Raw genomic sequence first — 25,705 nt, forward strand, 5'->3', positions numbered from 1 at the left:
ACCGTCTCGAGGACCGAGAGCGCGGCGGATTCCCGGAATACCATCCGGTTTGTGAGTAGGGAACGCAGAGCGCCCCGCACCTCCCTCATGGGGAGGCGCGGGGCGCTTTGTCGTGCGCGGAAGGCCCCTCGCAGATGCCTCGCCGCGTCGGGGAGCTTAGGCGCCTAAACCGGTACGGGCGAGCCGGCGCTAGAGAGACCGGCGCATGGAGAGCCCGCGCACCGTGGCGTAGAACCCCTGATGCTGCAGGGCGCGGCGCAGAATCTGCACCGGATCCTCACCCTGCCGGTTGAGGGTGGGGGAGTCGGTGAGAAGCTCCACGTCGTTGACCTTCTCAATCGAGATCTTATCCATGCCGCCCGAGTCCATCATGCGCGCGATGGCCGGGGCGGCCGCCTCGAGCAGAACCGGGTCGGTCGTAAAGATGAGCAGGGTCTTCGCGCCGCGCTCCAGGTAGAGCACAGGTGCACCATCCACGAGCACCACGCAGGCGCCGGCCTTGCGAGCCGGGCGGTGCCGCAGGGGTGCCGAGCCCTCCGAGAGCTTCGGCAGCTCGGGCCAGGCGAGGGCGGCACCGTAGGGGTTGGCCGGGTCCGTGGCGGCCAGAAGCGTCACCGTGAACGTGCCGAACACCTCCTCGGTCGCGGTGCGGCGCGGTCGCTCATCGCGCGGGCCGAGGCGGTCGGCCGCCGAGCGTAGCGCATCCACCGTGGCGGGGGCCGCGAACTGTGCGGCGCCCAGGCCCTCGATAAAGTAGCCGCGGCGCACGAGCGCACGGTCCTCGGCCTCGGAGTAGATGCGGTAGAGCTGGCTGAAGCCGCCGGGGGAGTCCTCGCCCTGCAGGCAACCGCGCGTAAGCACGCCGTAGCGGTCCAAGAGCAGGTCGGCGCGCGCCAGGGCAGCCACCGTGGGGTCCAGAGGCTCGCCCAGTAGGGAGTCTACGCGAGAGAAGCGGCCGCTATCCTGCGGGGCCACCGGTGGGGGACCGCCCCCGGCGTACCCGCCGCGCAGGGAACGGCCCATCGAGGCTCGCGCCGCCGCGATGCGGCCGGCTCCGCGGCGACCCACCCGCGAGAGGCGAGGGGCGGCCGCCGGGGTCGGATGCGCGCTCCTGACCCCCGCAAGCGTCGCGCGAACCGGGCCGAAGGAATCGTTCGTCAGCACGCCGGCCCACACGAGGCGCCACAGGGCGCTCGAGAGCTCGGCGGCATCCGGGAAGGAGACCGTCTGGCCGGGGGCCGCCGCCCCACTGAGAATCTGAACGACCCGCTCGCGCAGGGCCGGCACGAAGAGGCCGCCGTGGGCGAGCGCTTCGTGGATTGCGTGCTCGAGGGTGCCGGGGGTCTGCAGGCGCTCGAGGAGCTCGGGCTCCTCCTCCCGCAGAAAATCCGCGGGGTAGCCGGGGCCCAGGGTGAGCGGCGCGCTCTCGCTCAGGTGCAGGCGAATCCAGCCGTCGGAGTGCTGGGAGGCGCCGCCGAGCCGACCGGCCCCGGTGAAGAAGACGCGGCCGGTCATCATGAGCTCGTCGAGCAGGTGCGGGCGGTAGCCCTTCACACGGGCCGGCAGGATGAGCGTTTCCAGAGCGGAGGCGGGCATGCGCACGCCGGCCAGCTGGTCGATGGCGGTCAGCAGCTCCTCCTGCAGGGCGGGCTCGTCGAGGCCTTGAGCGCCGTTCGGCGCGCCGGTCTGTTCCTCCCGGGCGTTCTCGGGCGCGGCGGAGGTGAGGGGTGCGGGTGCCTCGTCGATAATTCGGGCCGTGCGTTGCGGCTCGAGGTACGCGCCGTAGGCGCTCGCCTCGGCCAGGGGCCGGGCCACTCGTACCGATAAAGAACGAACGTTCTGCCATGCGGGCAGGAAGAATCCGTAGGCCCGCGCGGGGACCGGCTCAATCTCCTGCCGCAGTGCCGCAAGCGAGCGGGCGCGAATCGTGCGTAGAACCTGCACATCCACCCACTCGGGGGAGCCGCCCGGACCCTCGGCCCACTCGGAGGCGCCCCGCATCACCTCGGGCAGGAACTCGCCGGAGGTCACGCGCCGCTGGCGCTGCAGGCGCAGCAGCACGGGGAGAAGCACTCCGGTGCCCACCGGAGTCAAGCGCGAGAAGTGGGCCGCCGCCTCGTGCGCGCCGAAGGGAATGTGGGTGCGGGCAAAACGGGAGACCAGGTCCTCGAGCGGTTCGGCCACCGGCTCCAGGAAGGCGAGCGGTAGCGCCGCGGCGGGCATAATGCCCAGGCCGTCGCGCAGGCGGGCCGCATCCTCAACCGCGGCGTAGTAGAGCTGCGGGCCGCTTTCCGGGGTCCCCGGCCCCTCGAAGGAATAGGCGCGCCGCGCGTGCACGAGTCGCTCGGCCAGCTCGCGGGCGTACTCCTCGCTCACCGGGGGTTCCGCGGGGCGGGGCTCGTCGGGTCGATCCGGAGTTGCCGGCTCAGGCTCGACGGACTCCGGGCGGAGGCGCTCGGCCAGCTCGCGGGCGCTCAGCGGGCCCAACTGTCGCAGCAGGTCCGCCGCGCCCTCCACTCCGGAGGCGCGGTAGCGTTCGCCCGTGCGCTGCAGGCGGGCCAGGGTCTGCGTCAGCACCGCAGGGTCCAGCAGCTCGCGCAGCCCGGTTGTGCCCAAAAGCTCCGCGAGCATGGCCGGGTCCAGGGCCAGGGCAGCGGCGCGGCGCTCGGCGGCGGGCGCATCCGCATCGTAGAGGTGCTCGGCCACGTACTCGAAGAGCAGGGTGCGGGCGAAGGGCGAAGGAGCCTCGGTCTCCACCTCCATCAGGGCAATACTGCGAGACTCCAGGGCGCGGTGCACCTGTAGTAGGGCCGGCAGATCGTACACGTCCTGCAGGCACTCGCGGGCGGTCTCCAGCAGGATGGGGAACTCGGGGTACTTGCGGGCCACGTCCAGAAGCTGCGCGGCGCGCTGACGCTGCTGCCAGAGCGGCGTGCGCTTGCCCGGATTACGCCGGGGCAGTAGCAGGGCGCGGGCCGCGTTCTCGCGGAAGCGCGAGCCGAAGAGGGCCGAGTCGGCCACGCTATCGGTGACGATGCCCTCCAGCTCATCGGGGTCGAAGAGGAAGAGGTCGGCCCCTGGCGGAACGTCCTCCATCGCGGGCAGACGCAGGATGATGCCGTCGTCAGCCGCCATGACCGAGGCGTCCACGCCGTAGCGTTCGATAATGCGGGCGCGCACCGCGAGGGCCCAGGGGGCGTGCACCGAGTAGCCCAAGGGCGAGTGGAGAATCAGCCGCCAATCGCCCAGCTCGTCGCGGTGACGTTCCACGATGAGGCGCCGGTCGGAGGGAACGGCACCCGTGGATTCGCGCTGCTCGCGCAGGTAGGCCAGCAGATTGTCCACGGCCCAGCGGTCCAGGCCGAGCTGCTCGAGCTGTCGGCGGGCGGCGGGTGCATCCGCGGCCTCCAGAGAGGCGAGGGCTCGGGTGAAGGCGCCCGTTTGCAGGCCCAGGGCATAGGGGCGTCCTGCGCGGTCGCCGTGCCAGAAGGGCAGGCGCGCGGGCAGACCGGGGGCGGGGGTAACGCGCACCGCGTCGTGGGTGATTTCCTCGATGCGCCAGCTGCTGGCGCCGAGGGTGATGACCTCGCCGGCTCGGGATTCGTAGACCATTTCCTCGTCGAGCTCGCCGACGCGCTTGGGGCCGCGTTCCTCGTCCCCGCCGACGAGGTAGACGGGAAAGAGACCGCGGTCGGGGATGGTTCCGCCGCTCGTGACGGCGAGGCGCTGAGCCCCGGGGCGGCCCTCGATACTGCCGGAGGGTGCCTGCTCGGTGGGGGTTCGATCCCAGAGGATGCGCGGGCGCAGCTCGGCGAACTCGTCGGAGGGGTAGCGGCCGGCGAGCATTTCGAGCGTGGCGTCGAAGAGGGCGCGGGGCAGCTCGGCGTAGGGGGCGCTGCGGCGCAGAGCCTCGTACCAGGAGTCAACGCTGATGGGCCCGAGGGCGCAGGCGGCCACGGTCTGCTGGGCGAGCACATCCAGGGGGTTGGCGGGGATTGCGAGCGGCTCGAGGGTGCCGCTGCGCATACCCGCGAGGGTCACGGTCGCCCCGAGGAGGTCGCCGCGGTGCTTGGGATAGAAGACGCCGCGGGAGATATCGCCCACGCGGTGGCCGGCGCGGCCCACGCGCTGCAGGGCGGAGGCGACGGAGGGAGGCGCGGCCACCTGAATGACGAGGTCCACGTGGCCCATATCGATACCCAGTTCGAGGGAGCTGGTGGCCACCACGCAGCGCAGGGTTCCGCCCTTGAGCGCCTCCTCGATGAGGGTGCGCTGTTCCTTGGAGACGGAGCCGTGGTGGGCGCGGGCCAGGGGAGGAACGGCCTCGGGGGAGTTCACATCAGTCTGTGCGGCGTACTCCTCGGGGTCGATGCCCCGCCGGGCGAGCTCGCGGCGCAGGTGAATGTCGTTGAGCGCCGCGGTGAGCTTTTCGGCAAGCCCGCGGGAGTTCACGAAAACGATCGTAGAACGGTTGTTCTCGATGTGGTCGACGATGCGTTCCTGCACTCGGGGCCAGATGGAGGTCTCGGCGCGCCCCTCCGTCCCGCCCGCGGCCTCCGCGTAGGCCTCTGCGGGGTCAAGAACGGCGTTGAGGCCGAAGGAGGCGAGCTCCTCCGCGGCGGCTCCGCCCGTTCCGCCGGTTTCGTCCCCGGGCACTCCGGGAGCCTCGGAACCGGCCGAGGGTGCGGTGGGGAAAACCCCGATGGCATCCTCGAGGGTGTAGCCGGGGGCGGAGGGGCTTTCTGCGGAAGGGTCGGCGGAGGGATCGGCAACGGGCATGGCGGCGGGAAAGGCCGGTTTCGGTGCGCCTCCTGCCCCCTCGCCCGGCCCGTAGAGCCCCTGCCCGTAATCGTTTGCCCCGCCGAGGGCCGCCATATCGGGAACGGGAACGCTCAGGCTCAGGTCCCAGCGCTTGGGTACCGGTTTGTTGACGATGTTCACGGGCTGCACGCCGCCCAGAAAACGGGCCACAGCGTCGGGGTTCTCGATGGTCGCGGAGAGCCCGATGCGCTGGGCGGGTTCGGGCAGGAGCGCGTCCAGGCGCTCGAGGGAAACGGCCAGGTGCGCCCCGCGCTTGGTGGCGGCCAGGTTGTGAATCTCATCCACGATGACCGTGGTGACGCCGGTGAGGGTGTCGCGGGCGGCGCTGGTGAGCATGAGGTAGAGAGACTCGGGGGTGGTGATGAGGATGTCGGGTGGGTTGCTGATGAGCTGGCGGCGCTCGCGGGCGGGGGTGTCGCCGCTACGCACACCCACGGTAATGAGGGGCTCCTCCGGCGCGTTTTCGGTGTCCGCGGCGCTCAGTCGCGTGATGCCGGCCAGCGGTGCCCGCAGGTTGCGTTCGACGTCGGCGCCGAGGGCTTTGAGGGGCGAAATGTAGAGAATCCGCGTGCCGCGCGGAGGCTGCGCGGCGCCGGCGGCCCGCTCACGGTGTTCGCGGTAGAGGGCGTCGAGGGACCAGAGGAAGGCTGCGAGGGTCTTGCCCGAGCCGGTGGGTGCAATGATGAGGGTGTTGCGGCCCTCGCGGATGCTCTCCCATGCGCCTTCCTGCGCGGCGGTGGGTGCGCTGAAGGCGCGGCGGAACCACTCGCGGACGGGGGCGGAGAAGTGGGAGAGTGCATCGGTCATGCTTCAATTATGACGCGTGTTACGGGTCACTTGATTTACGGGTGGTGCGGGGCGATGATGGCTTGACAGATAATGTGCGGACCCCATAATATTTTACTTGTAAAATAATTTAAGAACTCAGCAAAGGAATCATCATGACCCGCCTGAACGAAGAACAGCTCGTCGCGCTCTTCCATGAGCCTCGCACCGCCTATTCCTTCACCGACGAGCCCGTCACCGACGAACAGCTGCGCCGCATCCAGGAGCTCACCTTCTACGGCCCCAGCGCCTTCAACAGCCAGCCCCTGCGCATCACCTGGATCAAGAGCCCTGAGGCTCGCGAGCGCCTCATCTCCCACCTGATGGACGGCAACAAGCCGAAGTCTGAATCCGCACCCATGATTGCGCTGCTCTCCGCAGATCACGGCTGGGTCGAGAAGGCAGATACCTTCAACCCCAACTCCGCCGAGTTCATCAAGGGCTACTACGGTGACGAGAACCTGGCAAAGCCCACCGCCGATATGAACGCGCACATCCAGGCTGGCTACTTCATCACCGCGATTCGCGCCCTCGGCCTGGACGCAGGTCCCATGACCGGCGCAGACTTCGAGGGTCTGAAGAAGGAGTTCCTGGCGGGTACCAACGAACAGCCTTTCCTGGTCGTCAATATCGGCCACGGCATCCCCTCCGGCTACGATCGTTCCGCACGCTTCAGCCACGAGGAAGCCACCCGATCCGTCTAAAACGAGCGAAGCTGCCACATAACCTTGAGCCTAAGAATTAGGCTTAGAAATAGTTCAAGGGCGGTTCCCCGCGATGGGGGAACCGCCCTTGAACTATATACGCGTTTAACGTCTTACTGCGCCGCCTGCTGGGTCGCGCTACCTAGCGTGCCCCAAACTGGCCCACGGACAGCTGCGGGACCGAAGAGGAACAAGCCGTCGTGTCGAAGGGCACGGTAACGCCGTCCCGATCGCCGGCAAGGCCCACCAGGAAGCCCTCCACCCGTCGCGCGCCGCAGCTATCGCCGAAGCGGCTCGTATTGATGGAGCGCATTACCACCGTGGTGCTATCACCCGGGGCGATGGTCACACCGGCGGGGTTCATGAACTCGGAGGAGTTAGAAGCCTCTCGCCCCACCCAATTACCCGAAGAGTCCGCGTAAATCACGCGCGGGTACCCGCGCAGGGAACAGGGTGAATTGCTGGAATTCTGGAAGTACAGCGTGAGGGTGCGTGCACCGGGGGAGTTGTCCGTCACGGAGACCGAAACGTTCAAATCATCCATGGAGCACTGCGAGGGGCCCTCGGCGTTCTTCTGGCCGGAATTATCGGATCGGCTCGAGCTACCGTTGTTATTACCGTTGCTGTTGCCGCCGTTATTGCCGCCGGAGGAATTCGACGAACCCGAGTTCGAGGAAGAGGAACCGGAATCCGAGGAAGAACCCTGACGGTTCCCAGAATCGGAGTCGTTGTGCTCTTCACCGTTATTGCTATCGCTCTGCTCCGGGGGAAGGCCCTCGTGCTTTGCCTCGTTCGAGGAAGAGGACGAATGATCGTGCTTCGACTCGTGATTCTCCGAGCTAGACTCCTCGGCGTGAGCGGAGGAAGAATCCCCGTACTCCGGGGACGCGCTATTGACAACTGTGATGGAGCCCGGGGCCACCGAAGCGCTGGGGCTCTCGGAAGCCACACTAATCGTGCCGGGCTTCACCGATGCGGAGGCACTCGGGTGTGCCGAGGTGTCCTCTGCATCCTGACCGGCCTGGGACGCGCCGCATCCACTGAGCGCGAGCACGCCGCAGAGGAGGGTGGTTGATGCGAGTACCTGAGCCGATTTAAACATTGTTACATCGCCGCCTGCATTTGGATTTCTGCTCCGTCCATACCGGGGGCGTACTCAACCTGGCAGCACAGGCGGGAATATTCGTTTGCGACATCATCAACCATGTCGAGCAGGTCCTGCTCGGCCTCGGTGCGCTCACCGGAAGCCGCGTAGTGCTCGGGGTCAATGAAGGCGTGGCAGGTTGCGCAGGATGCGTTACCGCCGCAGGTGGCGAGGACCGGCACGCCGTTGGCCTGGAGGGTCTCCAGGAGGGTGTGGTGGTCTTCCCACTGAATATCGTAGTGTTCGCCTGCTTCGTCAGTGACCTTAATCGTTACGCCCATGCGTTCTCCTTCTTCTGTAGTGATGCGTTTCTATTGTAGAGGCAGGGGCCGGTATTAACCCCACCGATGTGATACCCCGAACTCTAGCGTCACGCATCCTGCGGGAACGCATATTAATTTTTATGCTGAAGAGCACGTATAGCTCGCTTCCAGTCTACCCTTTGATCCCTTGACAAGCGGGGAAAGACCCGTCATTTACTCCTGCCCCGGCGTGCAAATAAATACCTTGGAGAGCATAAAGACGCAGGGGCGGGGCGCCGGGAGCACAGCCCCCGAGCCCCGCCCCTTCTGCGAGCGCACGGTCTAACGCGCACCGGGTCTGCCAACCCGGTCTATACGCACGGGCTATTCGGCCCGCCCACCCTCGGAACGCTGCCCTTCAGCTTTCTTGCTCGCGCTATCCGCGGGATGCTTGCCGTCATCCGGCGCGGAGCCCTCCGCCGGGAGCGCATCCTTTGCGGGGCGGGTACCCCGCACGATGCCGCGCACGCTATCGCGCGGATCGGCATAGCGCAGATCAACACCGAAGGTATTGCGAATCTGACGCGCAGAATTCAGGTGCCAACGCTGCGAGTCGGAGGGAGTCACCGACGTGACGGCCTTCTGCCCCGGAGCCAGCGCTTCGTGGCGTATATCGTAGTGCTTACCGCCCATCGTCACCGTGAATCCGTGCTCCTGTAGAAGCTGGACGAACTCGTCCACGTCGTGCGGAATCTTGCGGCCGCGCTGGCGCTTGCGTCCGCTCATGCGCGGCTGAGACTCAAAGGGATTACGGTTCGCGGCGACACCGCGCGCAATGCGGATGACCTGCTGATCGGAGTGCGAGAACTCCACCTGGTAACCGTTGAGGGAGTACACGGTGCGGCTCGTACCAGGAATGGGCTGGCGGTTATCGGCCTCATCCAGGATGCGCGTAATGTACTCGCTCGTCAGACCGAGGGCCTTGAGCTGGCTCTGAGCCTCGAGGGAGAGCTGGTAACCGCCGGCCGAGGCCTTGAGCGGGCGCAGGGCCAGAACCTCCACGGTGAGGGGGTTCAACACAACCTGGTAGCCCAGATCCTCGTGGGTGTAGAGGGTGACCTCGCGGCCGTAGCGGTTTTCCTCGGCGGTCTCCTCGCGTACCACGCTCTTGGGGGATTCGATAATCTCGAGCAGCAGGGCGTAGCCGAGGTCGTGGCGCATCATGTAGTCCATGACGCCGGGCAGTACCCCGTAGATGCGGCGGCTCTCCGGCACCTCGCCGTAAAACTCCTGTTCGATGCGCGCGGCGATACGCTGATTCTCGAGCGGCACCTCGGTCAGCGGGATGAGCCGCTGGTTGGAGGGACGAATCTTCGCGCGCGCCGCGGCGGGCTTGGGGGTCTTGCGGTAGGCCTCCACGAGGGCCTGCTGCTGTTGCACGAATTCGTGGGCGATGAGCGGCATCAGGGTGAAGTAGAGCTCTGCGGCCTCGGGGCGAATCGCGCCGCGCTCATCGAGCAGGGAGGCGTCCTCGTCGTTGGCGAGGTCCCAGGTACGCTCCGTCCCCTCCTCCGCCTCGCGGTAGCTGTAGCCGGCCAGGGAGGCCAGCTCCTGCAGGCGCACGTACACCTCGAGGGGAACGGTAATCTGCTTGGCCGACATTACTTCTCCTCCTCGGCGTTCTGAGCGTTCTGATGCTTGGGCTGTTCGGATGTGGCGGCCTCGGCCTGCCGGTTAATGGCATCGCTGAGATCCTCAATCTGCGCGCGGCGAAGGCTCTCGCCGTGCAGGGCCTGGAAATCGGGGGTCTTGGTCAGGGAGAGCACGGTCCGCTGATCCGGGGAGATGGTCATCTCCAGCCCCTCCGCGGTGTAGATGCGGGTCCAACCCTCACCCATGCGCACGCTTTCGGGGTTCTCGAGCGTGCGGACCATAAGGTCGAAGACGAACTCGGGGTTCTTGGAGAGGAAGACGCGGGCGCGCTCGCTGAAGGCCATTTCGAGGGCATTGAGCGAGGTGTACTCGCCGCGGGCCAGGGTGGTATTGGCCCCGTCGTTGCACTCGGCTTCGTACTCGTCGACGACGGTAATTAGCTCGGCGGAGGCGGTGTTGACGTCCACGCGGTAGTCGTCATGCCTGAAGCGAATCGTCCAGTCGTTGACTCGTTCCGCTGCGCCCTCGCGCAGGACGGTGCGCACGAGGTCCTCGGTGAGTCCCTCGCGCTCCATGCGCTGACGCAACCCGGGACGGATGCGGTAGGCGCGCTCACGATCTTCCTCGGTGACCCCTGCGGGGCGGGTGGGAGCCTCGGGCGCAACGTTTTTCGTCGCGGTCCGCGCGGCTCCGGCGGAGGGCACGGGCATCGGCGTCGGGGTGCTCGGGGTGTCCGAAGCGATGTTTTCGGGGGCGGCGTTCTGCTCAGTGGCCTGCTCGGCGGCCTGCTGCCGGGCACGCAGGCCCTGCAGGTACTCCTCGATCTGCGGCGGACGGTAGGTGAGCGACGCCTTGCGGAACATGCCCGGTGAGGGGGCCGCGGAGGGCGCCGGCGGCTTCGGCGCGGCCGGGCGCGTCTCGGAGGAAGCCTCGAGGGGCGCGGGGGCAACCGGTGCGCTGGGCTTCGGCGGGGCAGGTTTGGGGGCTGCAAATTGGGCGGCGGAGGGCTTGGGTGCGCTGGGCTTCGGGACGCTGGGCTTGGGGGCCTCCGAGGGGGCGAGACCCTTCTCCTCGACCGTCTGCTCTCCGGGAGTCTCCTGCTCGGCTACCGGTCGGGCGCGGCGAGCCATCAGCGCGGGGGAGGGCTTGGGCTTCTCCGCAGCCGGGGCAACGGCCTCCGCCGCTTCACTCGTTTCTTCGCCGCTCTGCACGACGATTCCCTCGGTAGCTTCCCCGGCCTCGGCAGCGGTTTCTGCGTCGTTGCCCTCTACGCCGGTATCTTCGGGGCCTTCTGCGGTGTCCTCTCCTCGCAGGAGGGCGGCCATAAGCTCCTGACGCGAGGTGTACGGGATGATTTGGTCGGGCGTATCGATATAGCGCGGGAAGTTTTCGTAGAGAATTTTCGCGGCACTCTCGAAGAGCTTCTCAATGCTCGGCACCTCGGCGGGGGCGCAGGGGCAGAGCAACTCGCGGCGTTGATTGTCGTAGAGGGCCCAGTGCGCGCATCGCTCGCTGGGGGCGAAGTAGTCGAGTGTTCCTAGATCTGCAATATCGATAAGCGCACCTATGAGGGATTGCGGGATGGATAACTGAGCCATGGTGCTCCTTTGTGTGATGTGTCCCTCCAACTTGGGCGTGGAAGGTCTTGTTTCCATCCTATGCGTTTTTTCACCGGTGTGCGCCGGCGCACGTCATATTGTGCGGGTGAAATGCGGATTTTTGGTGAGGATGCACCCGCCGCGCCCACAATAGGCAGGGGAAGATAGCCTCGTCCGGGCTCACATGTCCGGGGATACAAAAAATCCCCGGTTCCGAAGAACCGGGGATCGGTGGTGCGCCCGAAGGGATTCGAACCCCCAACCTTCTGATCCGTAGTCAGATGCTCTATCCGTTGAGCTACAGGCGCATGTTCCTCGCTTCGGATTTCTTCAATCCGTCGCGGCAACAGGTAATACTATACGGAGGTTACGGGGGGCCTGCAAGTCGAAAAACTCAAAAGGGTCCCATTTTTGGGTCACCGGAGTGTTGTAATGCCTCGTTTTACCGCGAAATTCCGGGGTTTTTGGTTCCCGGAAAATTTTTTAAAATATTTTTGTGCGGTTCCAAACGGGAGGTGGGGAGCCCCTGCGAGAACCCTCCGCCCCGTACGATTCTTACCCTCCGGCCCTCGAATTTCTCATTGATTACCCTCGGTGTCTTCCTGTTGAAGGTGTGACGGGCGGAACGTAAGAAATAACGTCATAGAAGGATGTTCGGGTCGTTAATGCGTTATTCTGTAAGCATCACGAGGAAGTGGCTTCTGTCCAAGCGTGCATATTCACTGTTATTTGCACGCTTGTAGTTTTTAACTGCTTCTTCGCTACCGCAGACCTATCGCGGATCAACGTAGTATCCGCGGTATTTACCGATTGAAGGGGAAAACGTCAATGGCTGACACCTCAACTCGTACTCTCTCTGCCGAACTCGAAAAGGAGCTGCAGAGCGCACCCACCACCCACCAGGGTCTTCTGGAATGGGTTCGCGAGGTTGCCGCGCTGACGCAGCCCGACCACATCTACTGGGTGGACGGCTCCGAGGAAGAATATAACCGCCTTGCACAGGAGCTGGTGGACGCCGGAACCTTTGTCCGCCTGAGCGATCACGAGTTCCCGAACTCCTACGCCGCTTTCTCCGATCCCGACGACGTGGCACGTGTCGAGGAGCGCACCTTCATCTGCTCCGAGACCGAAGAGGGCGCCGGCCCGACCAATAACTGGCGCGATCCCGTCGAAATGAAGCAGACCCTGACCGGTCTTTTCGAGGGCTCCATGCGCGGCCGCACCATGTACGTCATTCCCTTCGTCATGGGCTCCCTGAAGGCTAAGAACCCCAAGATTGCTGTTGAGCTGACCGACTCCGCGTACGTTGTCTGCTCCATGCGCATCATGGCAACCATCGGCAAGGACGTTCTGGCCAAGCTGAACGAGACCAATGGCTTCTTCGTCAAGGCCCTGCACTCCGTTGGTGCACCCCTGGAGCCCGGCCAGAAGGATGTTTCCTGGCCCTGCAACCCCGAGAAGTACATCGTCCAGTTCCCCGAGACCCGCGAAATCTGGTCCTTCGGTTCCGGCTACGGCGGCAACGCACTGCTGGGCAAGAAGTGCTACGCACTGCGCATCGCATCCGTCATCGGTCGCGACGAGGGCTGGATGGCAGAGCACATGCTCATCCTGAAGATGACCAACCCCGAGGGCAAGGTTCGCTACATCTCCGCAGCGTTCCCCTCGGCTTGCGGTAAGACCAACTTCGCAATGATGGAGCCCACCATTGACGGCTGGAAGGCTGAGATGGTCGGCGACGACATCGCTTGGATTGAGTTCGACGAGAACCACCAGGCACGCGTGGTCAACCCCGAGGCCGGCCTGTTCGGCGTGGCACCGGGTACCGGTTACTCCACCAACCCGAACGCTATGAAGGCTATTGCCAAGGGCAACACCATCTTCACCAACGTTGCACTGACCGACGACGGCTCCGTCTGGTGGGAGGGCAAGACCGACGAGGTTCCCGCACACCTGATTGACTGGACCGGCAAGGACTGGACCCCCGAGTCTGGCCGCCCGGCAGCTCACCCGAACTCCCGCTTCTGCACCCCCGCATCCCAGGTGGATATGCTCGCTCCCGAGTACTACGACCCCGAGGGTGTGCCGCTGAGCGCCATCGTTCTGGGTGGCCGTCGCAAGACCACCGTTCCGCTGGTGTCCGAGTCCGACAGCTGGGAGCAGGGTGTGTTCCGCGCCGTCACCCTGTCCTCGGAGACTACCGCGGCCGCTAAGGGCGCCGTCGGCGTGATTCGCCGCGACCCGATGGCCATGCTGCCCTTCATCGGTTACAACGCCGGTGACTACTTCCAGCACTGGATTGACCTGGGCAAGAAGCACGGTGCAGAGAACATGCCGAAGATTTACTACGTCAACTGGTTCCGCCGCACCCCCGACGGAGGCTTCGCATGGCCCGGCTTCGGCGAGAACTCTCGCGTGGTCAAGTGGATTTTCGACCGCCTGGATGGCAAGGCCGGCGGCGAGGAGACCTTCCTGGGCACCGTTCCCACCAAGGAAGACCTGGACCTGACCGGTCTGGAAATCTCCGAGGAAGAGCTGAAGGCTGCCCTGGCTGTCTCGAAGGACGAGTGGGCCGCTGAGCTTCCCGGTATCGACGAGTGGCTGGCTAAGTTCGGCGATAAGCTGCCCGCCGAGGTTCGCGAGCAGCGCGATGCCCTGGCCAAGTCCCTGGAGGACTAATTTGGTGAGGCTAAATCGCTAACTCTTTGAGCGGTTGAAGGGGCGGAATCTCGGTTGAGGTTCCGCCCCTTGCCTATCTGCCGGGCACCGAGCGCGCGAATTTGAAATGTAAAGCTATGCACCGTAAAAGATAATGCGAACGAGCCGAAGAAATATTTGGACACCTTCGATCGAGTGGGGAAGAGGCCTCTAACTTTCAGCACATGGAGCGCATCGATACAATGCCTGTGTATGTTTTTGACGCGCCCCGGTCGGTCGATGCGGTGCGCGTGCCACCGGATGCTCGGCGGGTTCCCCGCTGAAGGCGAAGTAGTAAAGGAGTATCCATGCGTTTGACAGCATTCTCGGATGTCTCGCTCCGTGTGCTGATGCTCCTGTCTGCCCTGGAGCCGGGGCAGAAGCTGTCGACCCAGAAGATCGCGGAGGGCGTGGATACCCCCTACAATCACGTGGCGAAGGCCGTGGCGTTCCTGGTGAACCAGGGGTATCTGGATTCGACGCGCGGTCGCTCCGGAGGTGTAATGCTCTCGGAATCCGGGCGTTCGGTGACGGTGGGCACCATTCTTCGTGCTACTGAGGGTGACATCCCCATGATTGAGTGTGAGGATGAGAACGGCCACTGCCCCCTGGATAAGTTCTGCCGCCTGCGCAACGTACTGGCGAGGGCTCGCGAGGCTTTCTATGCTGCCGTGGATTCGGTGACGATTACCGAATTGACCGCGGGTGCCAGCCCCGTGGGTCCGATCCTTCTGGAGCTCGGAATGGCTCCTCCGGAGAACGCGATTCCCGCTTTTTCGTAGGTCATCTGGAGGCTCGGCGGAGAGCCTTGCCGACTAGTTCCGGGACGACTACTCGGGGCTGTAAACGTGCACTATTTTCGAAAATATGCAGATTTGAGCTCACGGTATAAAAATGTGAGCAGAGTCATTATTTCGTGAGTATGCAAACTTTCTCGTGAAAATATATATTCATTGCAGAATTTTTATGCATGCACCGTCGCTAGTCACTCGCGAAATCAGCTTTTCTAACGCAAATATATTGTGTCTCACTTAGTTGACACTTCAGGTCTAAACAAACCTTAAGTACCCGTGAGTCGGGGTGCTCCCGGCACACAGTACGCCCTGAGAAAACGAAAACATAGGTCAAAGTGTTAGGGTAGGGGTGTTTTATAAACACTTTGTCACCAACGGGGTGACCTTCGGGGCACCTCGCGGCCGCCACCAACGTCGGCCCGCAACGCTTCCGGATCCCGTGGGTGACCGTTACAGGAAGAAGGCATACACCGATGCTCTCCGAAAAGTCCCGCCCGGTTATCGAGGCGACCCTGCCCATCATCGCCGAGCGCATTAACGACATCACTCCCGACTTCTACCGTCGAATGTTCGCCGCCCGCCCCGACCTGATGGACGGCATGTTCTCCCGCTCCTCCCAGCTCGAGGGCACCCAGCCCCGCGCACTGGCCGGCTCCATCGCCGTGTTTGCCTCCTACATTGTCGAGCACCCGAACTCCTACCCCGACGAGGTCCTCTCTCGCGTTGCACACAAGCACGCCTCCCTGGGCCTGAAGGAAGAAGAGTACCCCACCGTCTACAAGTACCTCTTCGAGGCTATCGCCGCTAACCTCGGCGACCTGGCCACCCCCGAAATCGTCGACGCCTGGACCGAGGTCTACTGGCTCATGGGCAACGCCCTCATCAAGCTGGAGAAGGGCCTGTACGCTTCTCAGGCCAACGATGTGACCCGCGCACCCTTCAAGGTTGTGGACCGCAAGGAGACCGGCGAGAACGTCGTCGTGCTGACCTTCGAGCCCGCCGATGACACCCCCATGACCGAGTCCAAGGGCGGCCAGTACGTCTCCATCACCGTTCCCGCACGCGATGGCCTGCGCCAGGCACGCCAGTACACCCTGCTGCCCAGCGAGAAGAACCAGCGCCGCATCGCCGTGAAGCTCGACCCCAACGGCGAGATGACCTCCATCCTGCACGAGCTGAAGGTCGGCGACGTCGTTGAGCTCTCCAACCCCTACGGCGACCTGACCCTGGAGGGCTTCGGCGACCCCGAGGCGCCCCTGTACCTCTTCTCCGCGGGTATCGGCACCACCCCCATGCTCAGCTTCCTCTCCGAGCTGGTTGAGAAGGGCTCGAACCGCCCCGTGACCGTGGTCCACGCAGACCGCCGCCTGGACACCTGGCCCCTGCGCGAAGAGCTCGTCGAGCTCGTCGGCAAGCTGCCCAACGGTCGCCTCGTCTCCTTTATCGAGGGCGAGGGCGGTGACTACACCGGCCGCGTGGACGTCTCCAAGCTGGACGTTCCCTCCAACGCCAACGTGTACCTCTGCGGCCCGCTGCCCTTCATGCAGGGCGTGCGTTCCGCACTGGTGGATGCGGGTGTCCCCGGCAAGAACATCAACTACGAGATCTTCGGCCCGGACCAGTGGATGCTCCACGACCAGGCACGCGAAGCGTAAAAATCCCGCAAGCCGGTTCGTCGACTGGGTTCCCCTGTTTGACAGAAAAAATTAGTCGGAATCAGCAATCAAAATAAAAAATCCCGCCCCGCAGACATATTCTGCGGGGCGGGATTTTTTAGTAGCTAGCGAAGAGCTTAGCCCTGGCGAACCAGAGCCAGAACCTCGTCGCGGACGCGCTCCATGGTGGCGACATCCGGTGCCTCAAGGTTCAGGCGCAGGAACGGCTCGGTGTTCGACGGACGCAGGTTAACCCACCAGCCCTCTTCGGTGTTGGTGAAGGTGGTGCCGTCGGAATCCTCAACAACCACGGGAGCGTTAGCGTAGTGTGCACGCACACGGTCCACAGCGGCAGCCTTGTCTTCAATCTCGGAGTTAATCTCGCCGGAGGCAACGTACGGGGAGTACTTCGCGCTGATCTCGGAGAGGGGCTTGTCGTCGCCACCCAGAGCTGCCAGCACGTGCATAGCGGCCAGCATACCGGTGTCGGCGTTGAAGAAGTCCTTGAAGTAGTAGTGAGCGGAGTGCTCGCCACCGAACACACCGTTCTCCTTGGCCATGACGGCCTTGATGAAGGAGTGACCAACGCGGGTCTTCACGGCGCGGCCGCCCAGCTTCTCAACGAGCTCGGGCACAGCCTTCGAGGTGATCAGGTTGTAGATGATGACGGGCTCTTCGTTACCCTCAGCCTTGGCACGGGCAATCTCGCGCTCGGCCACCAGAGCGGTCACGGCCGAGGGGGTCACTGCGTTACCCTTCTCATCAATCACGAAGCAGCGGTCGGCGTCGCCGTCGAAGGCGAGACCGATGTCTGCGCCGTGCTCCACGACAGCCTTCTGCAGGTCGACCAGGTTGGCCGGCTCCAGCGGGTTGGCCGGGTGGTTCGGGAAGGTGCCGTCCAGCTCGAAGTACAGGGGAACGATTTCCAGGGGCAGGCCCGGCAGGATGGTGTCGCCCAGAACGGCGGGGGTGGTCATGCCGCCCATGCCGTTACCGGCGTCCACCACGACCTTCAGCGGGCGGATGGAGGAGAGGTCCACGAGCTTGCGCAGGTACTCTGCGTAGGGCTTGAGGATGTCCTTCTCGGTCACGGTGCCGACCTTCTCAACCGAGGGAATCTCGCCGGCGTCCAGGTACTTCTGTGCCTGGTCGCGGATGTCAAACAGACCGGTTTCGGAGGACACCGGAACGGCGCTGGCCTTAGCCATCTTCATACCGTTGTATTCGGCAGGGTTGTGGCTAGCGGTAAAGGTAACACCGGCGGCGTTTTCAACGCCACACGCAAAGTAAAGAACGTCGGTAGAAATCAGACCGATCTTTTCAACGTTTGCGCCGCGAGCGGTTGCACCCTGGGCAAATGCATCCATGAATTCGGGAGAGGAGGGACGCATATCGCCGCCGACCAGGACGGTCTGGCCCTGCAGTCCCAGAACATCGACAAATGCCGCACCGGTAGCGCGAACAGTCTCTGCAGTAATGGTCTCGCCGACGATGCCACGCACGTCGTACGCCTTGAATGAGTCATGTAGATTAATAGTAGTCACGCCTTTTATTTTAGCGGTAAAGAAGTCTACTAAGCCCCTATAATGGGCAGGTAAAACCTTATAAATTCCGCTGAATATATGGGTTTTTTATCACGTCACTTATATCAAACAGCCCCCGGCGAGAGGTATTTTTCCCCATGGGTGAGATTTTTTCCCTTAAAAACCAGATTCAGAATTATGCGTGGGGTTCACGCGAAATTCTAGGACGTATGCGTGGCGTGCCCGTACCCACCGAACAGCCCGAAGCTGAGGTGTGGGTGGGTGCGCATCCGGCTGCGCCCTCGCGCGCTACCGTGGACGGCGCCGAATCCCCGCTGAACGAGCTGATCGTGGAGAATCCCTCCCGCTTCCTGCGCCCGGACCGAACCTCCGACTGGTTCCCCTTCCTCTTTAAAATCCTTGCGATTGACGCCCCCCTGTCCATTCAGGTGCACCCTACCCCCGAACAGGCCATCGCCGGCTTCGAGGACGAGCAGGCCCGCGGTATCGCGATTGATGCGCCCTACCGCAACTACAAGGACCGCTACTCCAAGCCCGAGACCGTCATCGCGCTGAGCCCGATGCGCGTGCTCACCGGCGTGCGCCCCGTCGAGCAGCTCAAGACCCTGGCCGCCGCATTCGGTGCCGCCTGGCTGGCCGAGCGTGCCGAGCTCAGCCCCAAGCAGCTTCTGACCGAGATTATCCGCCTGCCCGAGGAGACCGCCTCCGCCGCAGTGCAGCACCTGGTAGACACCGCCCCCGGGCTACTGGGCGCCTCGAACGATGTGGTAGCCGACGCCGCCGAGCTCGTGCGCATCGTGGACGGCAAGTACCCCGGTGACCGCGGTCTGCTCGTGGCCTTCGTGATGAACCTGGTGCACCTTGCTCCCGGCGAGTCTGCCTTTACCCCCGACGGCCAGGTGCACGCCTACGTTTCGGGTACCGCCATTGAGCTGATGAACCCCTCCGATAACGTGATGCGTGCCGGCCTGACCGCCAAGCATATCGACACCGAGGAACTCATTAAGGTGCTCGGCGAGAAGCAGGACGCCCCCGTCATCCAGCGCCCCAACCCCGAGGACGGACCCCTGGGCACCTACGCCATGTGGGATGAGCGCATGAGCGTGACCCGTGTTCGCATTGAAGAGGGCAAGCCGCTAAGCTACACCTTCAAGGGCATTAGCGCGGCCCTGAGCGTCGCGGGTAAGGTGACGATTCAGGCCAAGGACGGCAACGGCACGGACGAGTTCGTGCTCGGCGCCACCGAGTCGGTACTGCACGTGGGCGAGCCCTCCGTGGCCGTGCTGAGCGGTAGCGGCGAGCTGTATATCGCATCCTACGTTTAACATCTAAGTTCCGTTAGGGGCTTTAGATACACAGACTTATAAGAATCCGCGGTTTTTTCGATATCTATATCGGTGAAGCCGCGGATTTTTTATTCTCGGGTTTTGAAGGTTTGGGGTGCGGCTCTGCAAAATAGTGCCCGTTCCCCTGTTATCTGTGGCCTGGGTAACCTATAATTGTTGGTATAAGTATGCATAGGTTCGTTCTTCTATGCATAAAACCCGGGTGATTCCGCCCGCCGCGGCAGCTGGATGCATCCGCCGTTAGTATTCGCACCATCCCCAAGGAGAACACCGTGAAGATCATCATCACCGTTACAGGCATCGACCACGAGGGCATCATCGCCGCGGTCACCACCGCCCTGGCTGAGCGCAAGGTCAACGTCCTGGACGTCTCCCAGACCATCATGGGCGAATACTTCACCATGATTATGCACTGCTCCTTCAACAAGGACGAGCAGAACCTCATCGACCTGCAGGAAGCCATGGTTAGCGTCGAGCGCGAGCAGAGGGTGCAGATCCGTATTCAGGCCGAGTCCATCTTCAAGGCAATGCACACCCTCTAGGCGGCCACCATGATGAACAGCAATATTCTCGAAACCATCCGCATGATCGAGGAAGAAAAACTCGATATCCGCACCGTCACCATGGGCATCTCCCTGCTCGACTGCGCCGACTCCGACGGCAAAGTAGCCCGCCGCAAGATTTACGAGAAGATCACCACCCGCGCGGCAAACCTCGTGAGCGTCTGCGAAGGCATCGAGGCCGAGCTTGGCATCCCGATTGTCAACAAGCGCATCGCCGTCACCCCCATCGCGCTGGTGGCCGGTGCATCCGATGACGAGGACTACGTGGAGTTCGCCCGCACCCTCGACGCGGCGGCCAAAGCCGTGGGCGTGAACTTCGTGGGCGGCTTCAGCGCCCTCGTCGATAAGGGCATGACCCCCGCCGACGAAAAGCTGATTCGCTCCATTCCCCGCGCCCTCGCCGAGACCGACGTGGTCTGCTCCTCCGTGGATATCGGCTCCTCCCGTGCCGGCATCAACATGAGCGCCGTCAAGCTCATGGGCGAAACCATCCGCGCCACCGCCGACCTGACCGCCGACACGCACGGCTTCGGCTGCGCCAAGCTCGTGGTCTTCGCCAACGCCGTCAGCGACAACCCCTTCATGGCCGGCGCCTTCCACGGCGTGCAGGAGGCAGACACCACCATCTCCGTGGGCGTCTCCGGCCCCGGCGTGGTGCACCGCGCCCTGCAGAAGGTGCGCGGCGAATCCTTCGACACCTGCGCGGAAGAAATTAAGAAGGCGGCCTTCAAGATTACCCGCGTGGGCCAGCTGGTCGGCACCCTCGCCGCCGAGCGCCTGGGCGTGCAATTCAACATCATCGACCTCTCCCTGGCACCCACCGCCGAGATCGGTGACTCCGTGGCTCACATCCTCGAGGAGATGGGTCTGGAAACCGTCGGCACCCACGGCACCGTCGCGGCCCTCGCGCTGCTCAACGACGCGGTTAAGAAGGGAGGTCTCATGGCCTGCTCGAACGTCGGCGGTCTTTCCGGCTCCTTCATTCCGATCTCTGAGGATATCGGCATGATTGAATCCGCCGCCGCCGGCCAGATTACCCTGGATAAGCTCGAGGCTATGACCGCCATCTGCTCCGTCGGCCTGGACATGGTAGCCGTTCCCGGCGACACCTCCGCCGCGACCCTCTCGGCCATGATTGCAGACGAGGCTGCCATCGGCGTGATGAACCACAAGACCACCGCCGTGCGCGTTATCCCGGCCGTGGGTCTGGGCGTGGGCGATATGGTCGAGTTCGGTGGCCTGCTGGGCCGCGCGCCGGTCATGCCCACGCACACCCCGAGTGCAGAGGCGTTTATCGCCCGTTGCGGCCGTATTCCCTCGCCGGTGCACGGTTTCCGTAACTAGGCGGGTGCCGGTTCGCCGGGCCAACGCGAGCGTACGGTACCGCGTGAAAATCGCTGTAATAACAGGCGGGGGCCGTTAACGGCCCCCGCATTTTAGTTTTGTGCGGCCCTGCTTAACCTCGGGCGCGAGCCTACGCGACGAAGCGGCTCATGAGCGCCTCAAGCGCCAGGCGCGCGTTCGCGTTCGTGCGCAGGCGTCGCAGGGTAATCTCTACCGCTTGCACGTCCTGCAGGAGCTGCTCGGGGGAGCGGCGCTCGCACCACGCTGTCAGCGGCTCGCGCAGGTGCTCGTTAATGAGCGGTAGCTGCGCCGAAAGGGAGAGCGTCAGTGCATCGCGAAGGACGGTCTGCACCTGGGCCACCGAACGCAGCAGCGTATCGGAAGCCACGCGCTTGGCCCGGCGCTTCTGCTGGTCTTCAAGCCTGCGCACCTGGGCGCGCAGGGTCGGAGCCACTCGCTCGCCCTCGCGGATGCCCAACAGGGCCATCAGCTCGGCGCGCTCCCGCTCATCCTTTGCAGCGGAGACCGCCTGGGCATCCTGTTCTGCCAGGTCGGTGAGTTTTTCCGCCGCGCTAAACGCCGAAGAAATGGAACGGACGTTCAGAATGAGGGAGGTGGTCATCTCCCGGCGGGCCATGGCCTGCTCATCGGTGGCCAGGCGGTACCCCTCCTCGGCGTCGCCCATGGCCAGGCGTGCCGCGCGGCGCGCCAGCGGGTCGGCCACACCGCGCGAGAGAAGATACCCGTGCACCTGCTCCTCCGAGGGCACCGGCAACTGCACCGGACGGCAACGCGAACGAATCGTGACCAGCACATCCGTGGGAGAAGGAGCCGTCAACAGCCAGATGGTGTGCGGGGGCGGCTCCTCGATGGCCTTGAGTAGCACGTTCGAGGTGCGCTCGGGCATGCGCTCGGTATCCTCGAGCAGAATCACTCGCCAGCGGCCCACCGTCGGGCGGTCCTGGGCCTTCATGACCAGCTCGCGTGCCTCCTCGATGCTGATGTTCGTGGCCTCGGTCCTAAAGTGCGTGAAGTCCGCATGCGAACCGTTCATCACGGTCACGCAGCCCTTGCACTCACCGCATCCGCGGTTCTGCGGATCGGGCTGTTCGCAGAGCAGAGCCGCGGCAAACACCTTGGCCGCCTCGCGATGGGGCGCGCCGGCCGCGCCCGTAAACAGCCAGGCGTGGGTCGGGCGTGAGGAGGCGACATCGCGACGCAACTGGTCGCGCTCGCGCTCAGGAATCAGCAGAGAATCCCACAGGCTCATGCATCCCCCTCGGTCTTCTGCTCGGTCACCCGCGGCGCGGCGGAACGATCGAGGATACGTTGGCCCAGCAGAGGCTCGACCACCTCAAGGACGCGGGCATGCACCTCATCGATCGTTCCCACACCGTCGACGATGCGGTGCGAACCGTTGGAATCCTCGCGAGCAATCCGCTCGAAGGCCGAGTGGATGCGCGCCTTAAAATCGGCGCCTTCGGCCTCGATGCGGTCCACGGTGCCGCGCTCGGTCATGCGCTCCTGCTCGGCGCGCAGGGGCACACTCAGAAGCAGGGTTGCGTCCGGCACCAGGTCTGCGGTGGCCCAGCGGCTCAGGTCAACAATTGTGTTCACACCGAGGCCGCGGCCCACGCCCTGGTAGGCGGCGGAAGAATCGATGTAGCGGTCGCAGAGCACGATCGCTCCCTCAGCGAGCGCGGGGCGAATCAGCTGAGCCGCGTGCGCGGCGCGGGAGGCCGCGAAAATGAGCGCCTCGGTGCGGTCGTCAATAGCACCCTGGCCCGCCTCGAGCACGAGGGCGCGTAGCTTCTCGCCGATTTCGGTACCGCCCGGCTCTCGGGTGGTGACGACCCGGTAGCCTCGGGCGCGGAGCGCCTCATCCAGCAGGGTGAGCTGGGTGGTTTTGCCGGCGCCGTCGCCTCCTTCGACCACGATGAAGAGCCCGCGGCGGTTGGCGGGGTTCGCGGAATCGGGGAGGGGGGTGTAGCTGAGAGTATCCATCACCCCTTAAGGGTACCGGGTTCACCGTGGGCCTGCGGTGCGCATCGGCAGCCTGCCGGTGGGAGCCGCAACGGCCTTCGCGCGGGACTCGGCAGCATCCCCGCGTAAAAAGCGTGTTAATCCTGAGCGGAAAGTGCCGGATGAGGTATGCGTTCGAGGCCCCGGTGTGCCAGGCTTAAGGTATGAGTGCAGATAACCATGACATGAACTATTCCGCTGAAACCTATGTAGTCGCCGGTGGCCGCCCCGCCCACGAGCACGATGCGCCGGTGAACCCCCCGATTGTTCTGACTTCCACCTACCGCGGCGTGGACGCCGTCAACATTGAGCACGACCGCGTGTACGCCCGTTTTTCGAACCCGACCTGGGAGGGCATGGAAGAGGTTGTCGCTAAGCTGGAGAACGCTTCCCAGCCCGGCCTGCTGTTCCCCTCCGGCATGGCCGCCGTTTCCTCCGTGATTGACCTGGTGCCGGTGGGCGCTATCGTCCTGATTCCTAAGCACGCCTACATGGCGTCCGTGACCCTGTGCAAGGATCTGGAGCGCCGCGGCATCATCGAGCTGGTGCGCGTGGACATTGAGGACACAGCCAACGTCATCGCAGCCATGGAGGACGCCGCATCCCGCGCCGGCGTGACCCCGGAAAACGTGAACTACTCCTCCCCGAAGGTCCTGGCCTGGCTTGAGAGCCCCACCAACCCCATGCTTGAGGTGGGGGATCTGCCCGAGATTCTTGCCGCAGCCCGCCGCCTGGGCGTCGTGACCGCCGTGGACAACACCTTTGCCACCCCGATTCTGCAGCGTCCGCTCGACCTGGGCGCCGACGTTGTGGTGCACTCGGCCACGAAGTTCCTGGCCGGCCACTCGGACGTGCTGCTGGGCATGACCCTCACCTCGAACGAGGAGCTGTACAAGGCGATGCTGCACTACCGCATCACCAACGGCGCGATCCCCGGGCCCATGGAGGCGTGGCTGGGCCTGCGCGGCCTGCGTACCCTGGCGCTGCGCGTGGAACGTGCGGTGCAGAACGCGCAGGTGCTGGCCGAGCGTCTGAGCGAGCACCCCTTCGTCTCGGAGGTGCGCTACCCGGGTCTTGAGAGCCACCGTGGCCACGAGGTCGCGAAGAAGCAGATGTCCGGCTTCGGCGCGATTCTGTGCATCACGCTGGATACCGACGCGCAGGGCGCCCGCAACGTGGTTGAGGCGCTGAAGGTGTGGACCCCCGCCACCTCCCTCGGCGGTGTGGAATCCCTCGTGGAGCGCCGCCGCCGCCATGGTAGCGAGCCGGAGTCGATTCCCGAGTCGATGCTGCGCCTGTCCGTGGGTATCGAGAACGTCGATGACCTCTACAATGATCTGGTCGAGGCCTTCAAGGCCGTTCGATAAGGCACCGTTAGCTACGGTAGTGTGCTAGGGTACTGGGTACCCGGCTATACGGCCGCTCGAGTGAAGGAATACAATGTCTCCTATTGTCCTGGTCCTCTACGCGACCTTTCTGATTAACCTGCTGCTGTCGGCCGCCGGTGCCGTGATCGGCGTTCTGGCGCTGTACCGTGCATGGACCGCGCCGGCCAACGCCTACGAGTTCGCGGGCAAGCGTCCTAAGAACACCTGGCTTGCCCTGACCGGCGTCTCCGCCGTGGTGCAGGTGCTGGGCGTCTTCTCGGCCTTCACCGGCGTGGGTAACACGATGCTGATGCTGCAGCTGATGGCCGCCGTGGTGAGCGGCGTGTTCCTGGCCGGCGTGTGGCCCGTAGTGGGTGGCCGCCGCTTCTAGGAGGTTTTCAGCTAAGCATCCGCGCCCATCTTGTGGCCGTCGCAAGCGCATACGGTGAGCCCCGCATACCGCGTTCCGGAACGATTTCCGGGCGCGGGGTGTGGGGCTTTCTGCCAGCTAAGCGGTGCATCCGGCAAGTTTTTGGGAGAACCCGGATTTTCTGCCCTCGAAGGCATGACAAACCGGCGGGTAAATGAAAAAATAGAAGCATGACTTACAAACTAGTACTCCTGCGCCACGGCCAGTCCGAGTGGAACGAGAAGAACCTGTTCACCGGCTGGGTGGATGTCAACCTGACCGACAAGGGCCGCGCCGAGGCTAAGCGCGGCGGCGAGCTGCTGGCAGAGCGCAACATCCTCCCCGATGTTGTGCACACCTCCCTGCAGCGTCGCGCTATCAACACCGCAAACATCGCCCTGGATGCAGCGGACCGCCTGTGGATTCCCGTCAAGCGCACCTGGCGCCTGAACGAGCGTCACTACGGCGCCCTGCAGGGTAAGAACAAGTCCGAGATTCGCGAGGAATACGGCGACGAGAAGTTCATGACCTGGCGTCGTTCCTACGACGTTCCGCCGCCCCCGCTGGACGACAACGATCCCTACTCGCAGGCACACGACCCTCGTTACGCCAACGTTGAGAACGCTCCCCGCACCGAGTGCCTCAAGGACGTTCTGGGCCGTATGCTCCCCTACTGGGAGTCGGACATCAAGCCCGACCTGGCAGCAGGCAAGACCGTTCTGGTGGCAGCGCACGGTAACTCCCTGCGCTCGCTGGTGAAGCACCTCGAGGGCATTTCCGACGAGGACATCGCCGGCCTGAACATCCCGACCGGTATCCCGCTGTACTACGAGCTGGATGAGAACTTCAAGCCCATTAAGGCTGGCGAGTACCTCGATCCCGAGGCCGCTAAGGACGCCATCGCAGCCGTGGCAAACCAGGGTAAGTAATTACCTCTCGCGAGGTTCGCTCTGCAGAGCGCCCGCGTGATTATGAGC

General features: G+C 64.2%; 18 protein-coding genes and 1 tRNA gene. 10 read left to right on the forward strand and 9 right to left on the reverse strand.

Features of this window, described 5'->3' with window-relative positions:
• Positions 1-189 precede the first annotated feature (189 nt).
• A complete protein-coding gene (locus ADJ95_RS07350; protein ID WP_049333986.1) occupies positions 190-5,628 on the reverse strand; it encodes a DEAD/DEAH box helicase in 5,439 nt (1,812 codons plus the stop codon).
• A 134-nt stretch (positions 5,629-5,762) separates the two neighbouring features.
• Between ADJ95_RS07350 and ADJ95_RS07355 the strand changes: the two genes are divergently transcribed.
• Positions 5,763-6,350, forward strand: a complete 588-nt coding sequence (locus tag ADJ95_RS07355) for a malonic semialdehyde reductase (RefSeq protein ID WP_049333987.1) — start codon at positions 5,763-5,765, stop codon at positions 6,348-6,350.
• 142 nt (positions 6,351-6,492) lie between these two features.
• On the opposite strand, the gene ADJ95_RS07360 is transcribed toward ADJ95_RS07355, so the two are convergent.
• The 5 genes from ADJ95_RS07360 to ADJ95_RS07380 all read right to left on the reverse strand — a co-directional run bounded on the left by ADJ95_RS07360 (position 6,493) and on the right by ADJ95_RS07380 (position 11,295).
• The gene (locus tag ADJ95_RS07360; protein WP_049333988.1) at positions 6,493-7,452 is read right to left on the reverse strand and encodes a DUF4232 domain-containing protein; all 960 of its coding nucleotides are present in this window, start codon (positions 7,450-7,452) and stop codon (positions 6,493-6,495) included.
• Positions 7,453-7,454: 2 nt separating this feature from the next.
• Positions 7,455-7,775, reverse strand: a complete 321-nt coding sequence (locus tag ADJ95_RS07365; RefSeq protein ID WP_049333989.1) for a 2Fe-2S iron-sulfur cluster-binding protein — start codon at positions 7,773-7,775, stop codon at positions 7,455-7,457.
• Between the two features lie 345 nt (positions 7,776-8,120).
• A complete protein-coding gene (locus ADJ95_RS07370) occupies positions 8,121-9,398 on the reverse strand; it encodes a hypothetical protein (protein WP_049333990.1) in 1,278 nt (425 codons plus the stop codon).
• Positions 9,398-10,987, reverse strand: coding sequence for a hypothetical protein (locus tag ADJ95_RS07375; RefSeq protein ID WP_049333991.1), 1,590 nt, complete (start codon positions 10,985-10,987; stop codon positions 9,398-9,400). The genes ADJ95_RS07370 and ADJ95_RS07375 overlap by 1 nt, the downstream gene beginning before the upstream one ends.
• A gap of 232 nt (positions 10,988-11,219) precedes the next feature.
• Positions 11,220-11,295 (reverse strand) — tRNA-Arg (locus ADJ95_RS07380).
• Between the two features lie 520 nt (positions 11,296-11,815).
• On the opposite strand from ADJ95_RS07380, the gene ADJ95_RS07385 reads away from it, so the two are divergent.
• From ADJ95_RS07385 to ADJ95_RS07395, 3 genes are all read left to right on the forward strand, one after another.
• Positions 11,816-13,666, forward strand: a complete 1,851-nt coding sequence (locus tag ADJ95_RS07385) for a phosphoenolpyruvate carboxykinase (GTP) (RefSeq protein ID WP_049333992.1) — start codon at positions 11,816-11,818, stop codon at positions 13,664-13,666.
• A gap of 326 nt (positions 13,667-13,992) precedes the next feature.
• Complete coding sequence (locus tag ADJ95_RS07390) at positions 13,993-14,466, forward strand: RrF2 family transcriptional regulator (RefSeq protein ID WP_049333993.1); 474 nt, start codon at positions 13,993-13,995, stop codon at positions 14,464-14,466.
• 485 nt (positions 14,467-14,951) lie between these two features.
• Positions 14,952-16,133 carry an FAD-binding oxidoreductase gene (locus ADJ95_RS07395; RefSeq protein ID WP_049333994.1) on the forward strand — a complete coding sequence of 394 codons (1,182 nt, stop codon included), beginning with the start codon at positions 14,952-14,954 and terminating at the stop codon, positions 16,131-16,133.
• A 137-nt stretch (positions 16,134-16,270) separates the two neighbouring features.
• On the opposite strand, the gene ADJ95_RS07400 is transcribed toward ADJ95_RS07395, so the two are convergent.
• Entirely contained in the window at positions 16,271-17,677 is a 1,407-nt protein-coding gene (locus ADJ95_RS07400) for a phosphomannomutase/phosphoglucomutase (RefSeq protein ID WP_049333995.1), read from the reverse strand.
• Between the two features lie 137 nt (positions 17,678-17,814).
• On the opposite strand from ADJ95_RS07400, the gene manA reads away from it, so the two are divergent.
• The 3 genes from manA (at position 17,815) to ADJ95_RS07415 (ending at position 20,930) form a co-directional block, all read left to right on the forward strand.
• The gene (gene manA / locus ADJ95_RS07405; protein ID WP_049333996.1) at positions 17,815-19,002 is read left to right on the forward strand and encodes a mannose-6-phosphate isomerase, class I; all 1,188 of its coding nucleotides are present in this window, start codon (positions 17,815-17,817) and stop codon (positions 19,000-19,002) included.
• A gap of 293 nt (positions 19,003-19,295) precedes the next feature.
• Positions 19,296-19,565, forward strand: coding sequence for an ACT domain-containing protein (locus ADJ95_RS07410; RefSeq protein WP_049333997.1), 270 nt, complete (start codon positions 19,296-19,298; stop codon positions 19,563-19,565).
• A gap of 9 nt (positions 19,566-19,574) precedes the next feature.
• On the forward strand, positions 19,575-20,930 hold the full coding sequence (locus ADJ95_RS07415) for a PFL family protein (protein ID WP_049333998.1): 1,356 nt from the start codon (positions 19,575-19,577) through the stop codon (positions 20,928-20,930).
• A 130-nt stretch (positions 20,931-21,060) separates the two neighbouring features.
• Here the strand turns inward: ADJ95_RS07415 and ADJ95_RS07420 are convergent, their stop codons facing one another.
• Positions 21,061-22,200, reverse strand: coding sequence for a DNA polymerase III subunit delta' (locus ADJ95_RS07420; RefSeq protein WP_049333999.1), 1,140 nt, complete (start codon positions 22,198-22,200; stop codon positions 21,061-21,063).
• A complete protein-coding gene (tmk, locus tag ADJ95_RS07425) occupies positions 22,197-22,934 on the reverse strand; it encodes a dTMP kinase (protein WP_049334000.1) in 738 nt (245 codons plus the stop codon). The genes ADJ95_RS07420 and tmk overlap by 4 nt, the downstream gene beginning before the upstream one ends.
• Positions 22,935-23,116: 182 nt before the next feature.
• Here tmk and ADJ95_RS07430 point away from each other — a divergent pair, with 182 nt between their 5' ends.
• The 3 genes from ADJ95_RS07430 to ADJ95_RS07440 all read left to right on the forward strand — a co-directional run bounded on the left by ADJ95_RS07430 (position 23,117) and on the right by ADJ95_RS07440 (position 25,657).
• Positions 23,117-24,319 (forward strand): trans-sulfuration enzyme family protein, encoded by a 1,203-nt coding sequence (locus tag ADJ95_RS07430; protein WP_049334001.1) that lies wholly within the window; start codon positions 23,117-23,119, stop codon positions 24,317-24,319.
• Between the two features lie 73 nt (positions 24,320-24,392).
• Positions 24,393-24,710, forward strand: a complete 318-nt coding sequence (locus ADJ95_RS07435; RefSeq protein WP_049334002.1) for a DUF2516 family protein — start codon at positions 24,393-24,395, stop codon at positions 24,708-24,710.
• Between the two features lie 209 nt (positions 24,711-24,919).
• Positions 24,920-25,657, forward strand: a complete 738-nt coding sequence (locus tag ADJ95_RS07440) for a phosphoglyceromutase (RefSeq protein ID WP_049334003.1) — start codon at positions 24,920-24,922, stop codon at positions 25,655-25,657.
• Positions 25,658-25,705: the final 48 nt, after the last annotated feature.

The organism is Rothia mucilaginosa (assembly GCF_001061665.1).
Classification (GTDB): domain Bacteria; phylum Actinomycetota; class Actinomycetes; order Actinomycetales; family Micrococcaceae; genus Rothia; species Rothia mucilaginosa_A.

Excerpts from the sequence above, each read along its gene's own strand:
- ADJ95_RS07350 (WP_049333986.1), bottom strand. The coding sequence starts at position 5,628 with ATGACCGATGCACTCTCCCACTTCTCCGCCCCCGTCCGCGAGTGGTTC.
- ADJ95_RS07355 (WP_049333987.1), top strand. The coding sequence starts at position 5,763 with ATGACCCGCCTGAACGAAGAACAGCTCGTCGCGCTCTTCCATGAGCCT.
- ADJ95_RS07360 (WP_049333988.1), bottom strand. The coding sequence starts at position 7,452 with ATGTTTAAATCGGCTCAGGTACTCGCATCAACCACCCTCCTCTGCGGC.
- ADJ95_RS07365 (WP_049333989.1), bottom strand. The coding sequence starts at position 7,775 with ATGGGCGTAACGATTAAGGTCACTGACGAAGCAGGCGAACACTACGAT.
- ADJ95_RS07370 (WP_049333990.1), bottom strand. The coding sequence starts at position 9,398 with ATGTCGGCCAAGCAGATTACCGTTCCCCTCGAGGTGTACGTGCGCCTG.
- ADJ95_RS07375 (WP_049333991.1), bottom strand. The coding sequence starts at position 10,987 with ATGGCTCAGTTATCCATCCCGCAATCCCTCATAGGTGCGCTTATCGAT.
- ADJ95_RS07385 (WP_049333992.1), top strand. The coding sequence starts at position 11,816 with ATGGCTGACACCTCAACTCGTACTCTCTCTGCCGAACTCGAAAAGGAG.
- ADJ95_RS07390 (WP_049333993.1), top strand. The coding sequence starts at position 13,993 with ATGCGTTTGACAGCATTCTCGGATGTCTCGCTCCGTGTGCTGATGCTC.
- ADJ95_RS07395 (WP_049333994.1), top strand. The coding sequence starts at position 14,952 with ATGCTCTCCGAAAAGTCCCGCCCGGTTATCGAGGCGACCCTGCCCATC.
- manA (WP_049333996.1), top strand. The coding sequence starts at position 17,815 with ATGGGTGAGATTTTTTCCCTTAAAAACCAGATTCAGAATTATGCGTGG.
- ADJ95_RS07415 (WP_049333998.1), top strand. The coding sequence starts at position 19,575 with ATGATGAACAGCAATATTCTCGAAACCATCCGCATGATCGAGGAAGAA.
- ADJ95_RS07420 (WP_049333999.1), bottom strand. The coding sequence starts at position 22,200 with ATGAGCCTGTGGGATTCTCTGCTGATTCCTGAGCGCGAGCGCGACCAG.
- tmk (WP_049334000.1), bottom strand. The coding sequence starts at position 22,934 with ATGGATACTCTCAGCTACACCCCCCTCCCCGATTCCGCGAACCCCGCC.
- ADJ95_RS07430 (WP_049334001.1), top strand. The coding sequence starts at position 23,117 with ATGAGTGCAGATAACCATGACATGAACTATTCCGCTGAAACCTATGTA.
- ADJ95_RS07435 (WP_049334002.1), top strand. The coding sequence starts at position 24,393 with ATGTCTCCTATTGTCCTGGTCCTCTACGCGACCTTTCTGATTAACCTG.
- ADJ95_RS07440 (WP_049334003.1), top strand. The coding sequence starts at position 24,920 with ATGACTTACAAACTAGTACTCCTGCGCCACGGCCAGTCCGAGTGGAAC.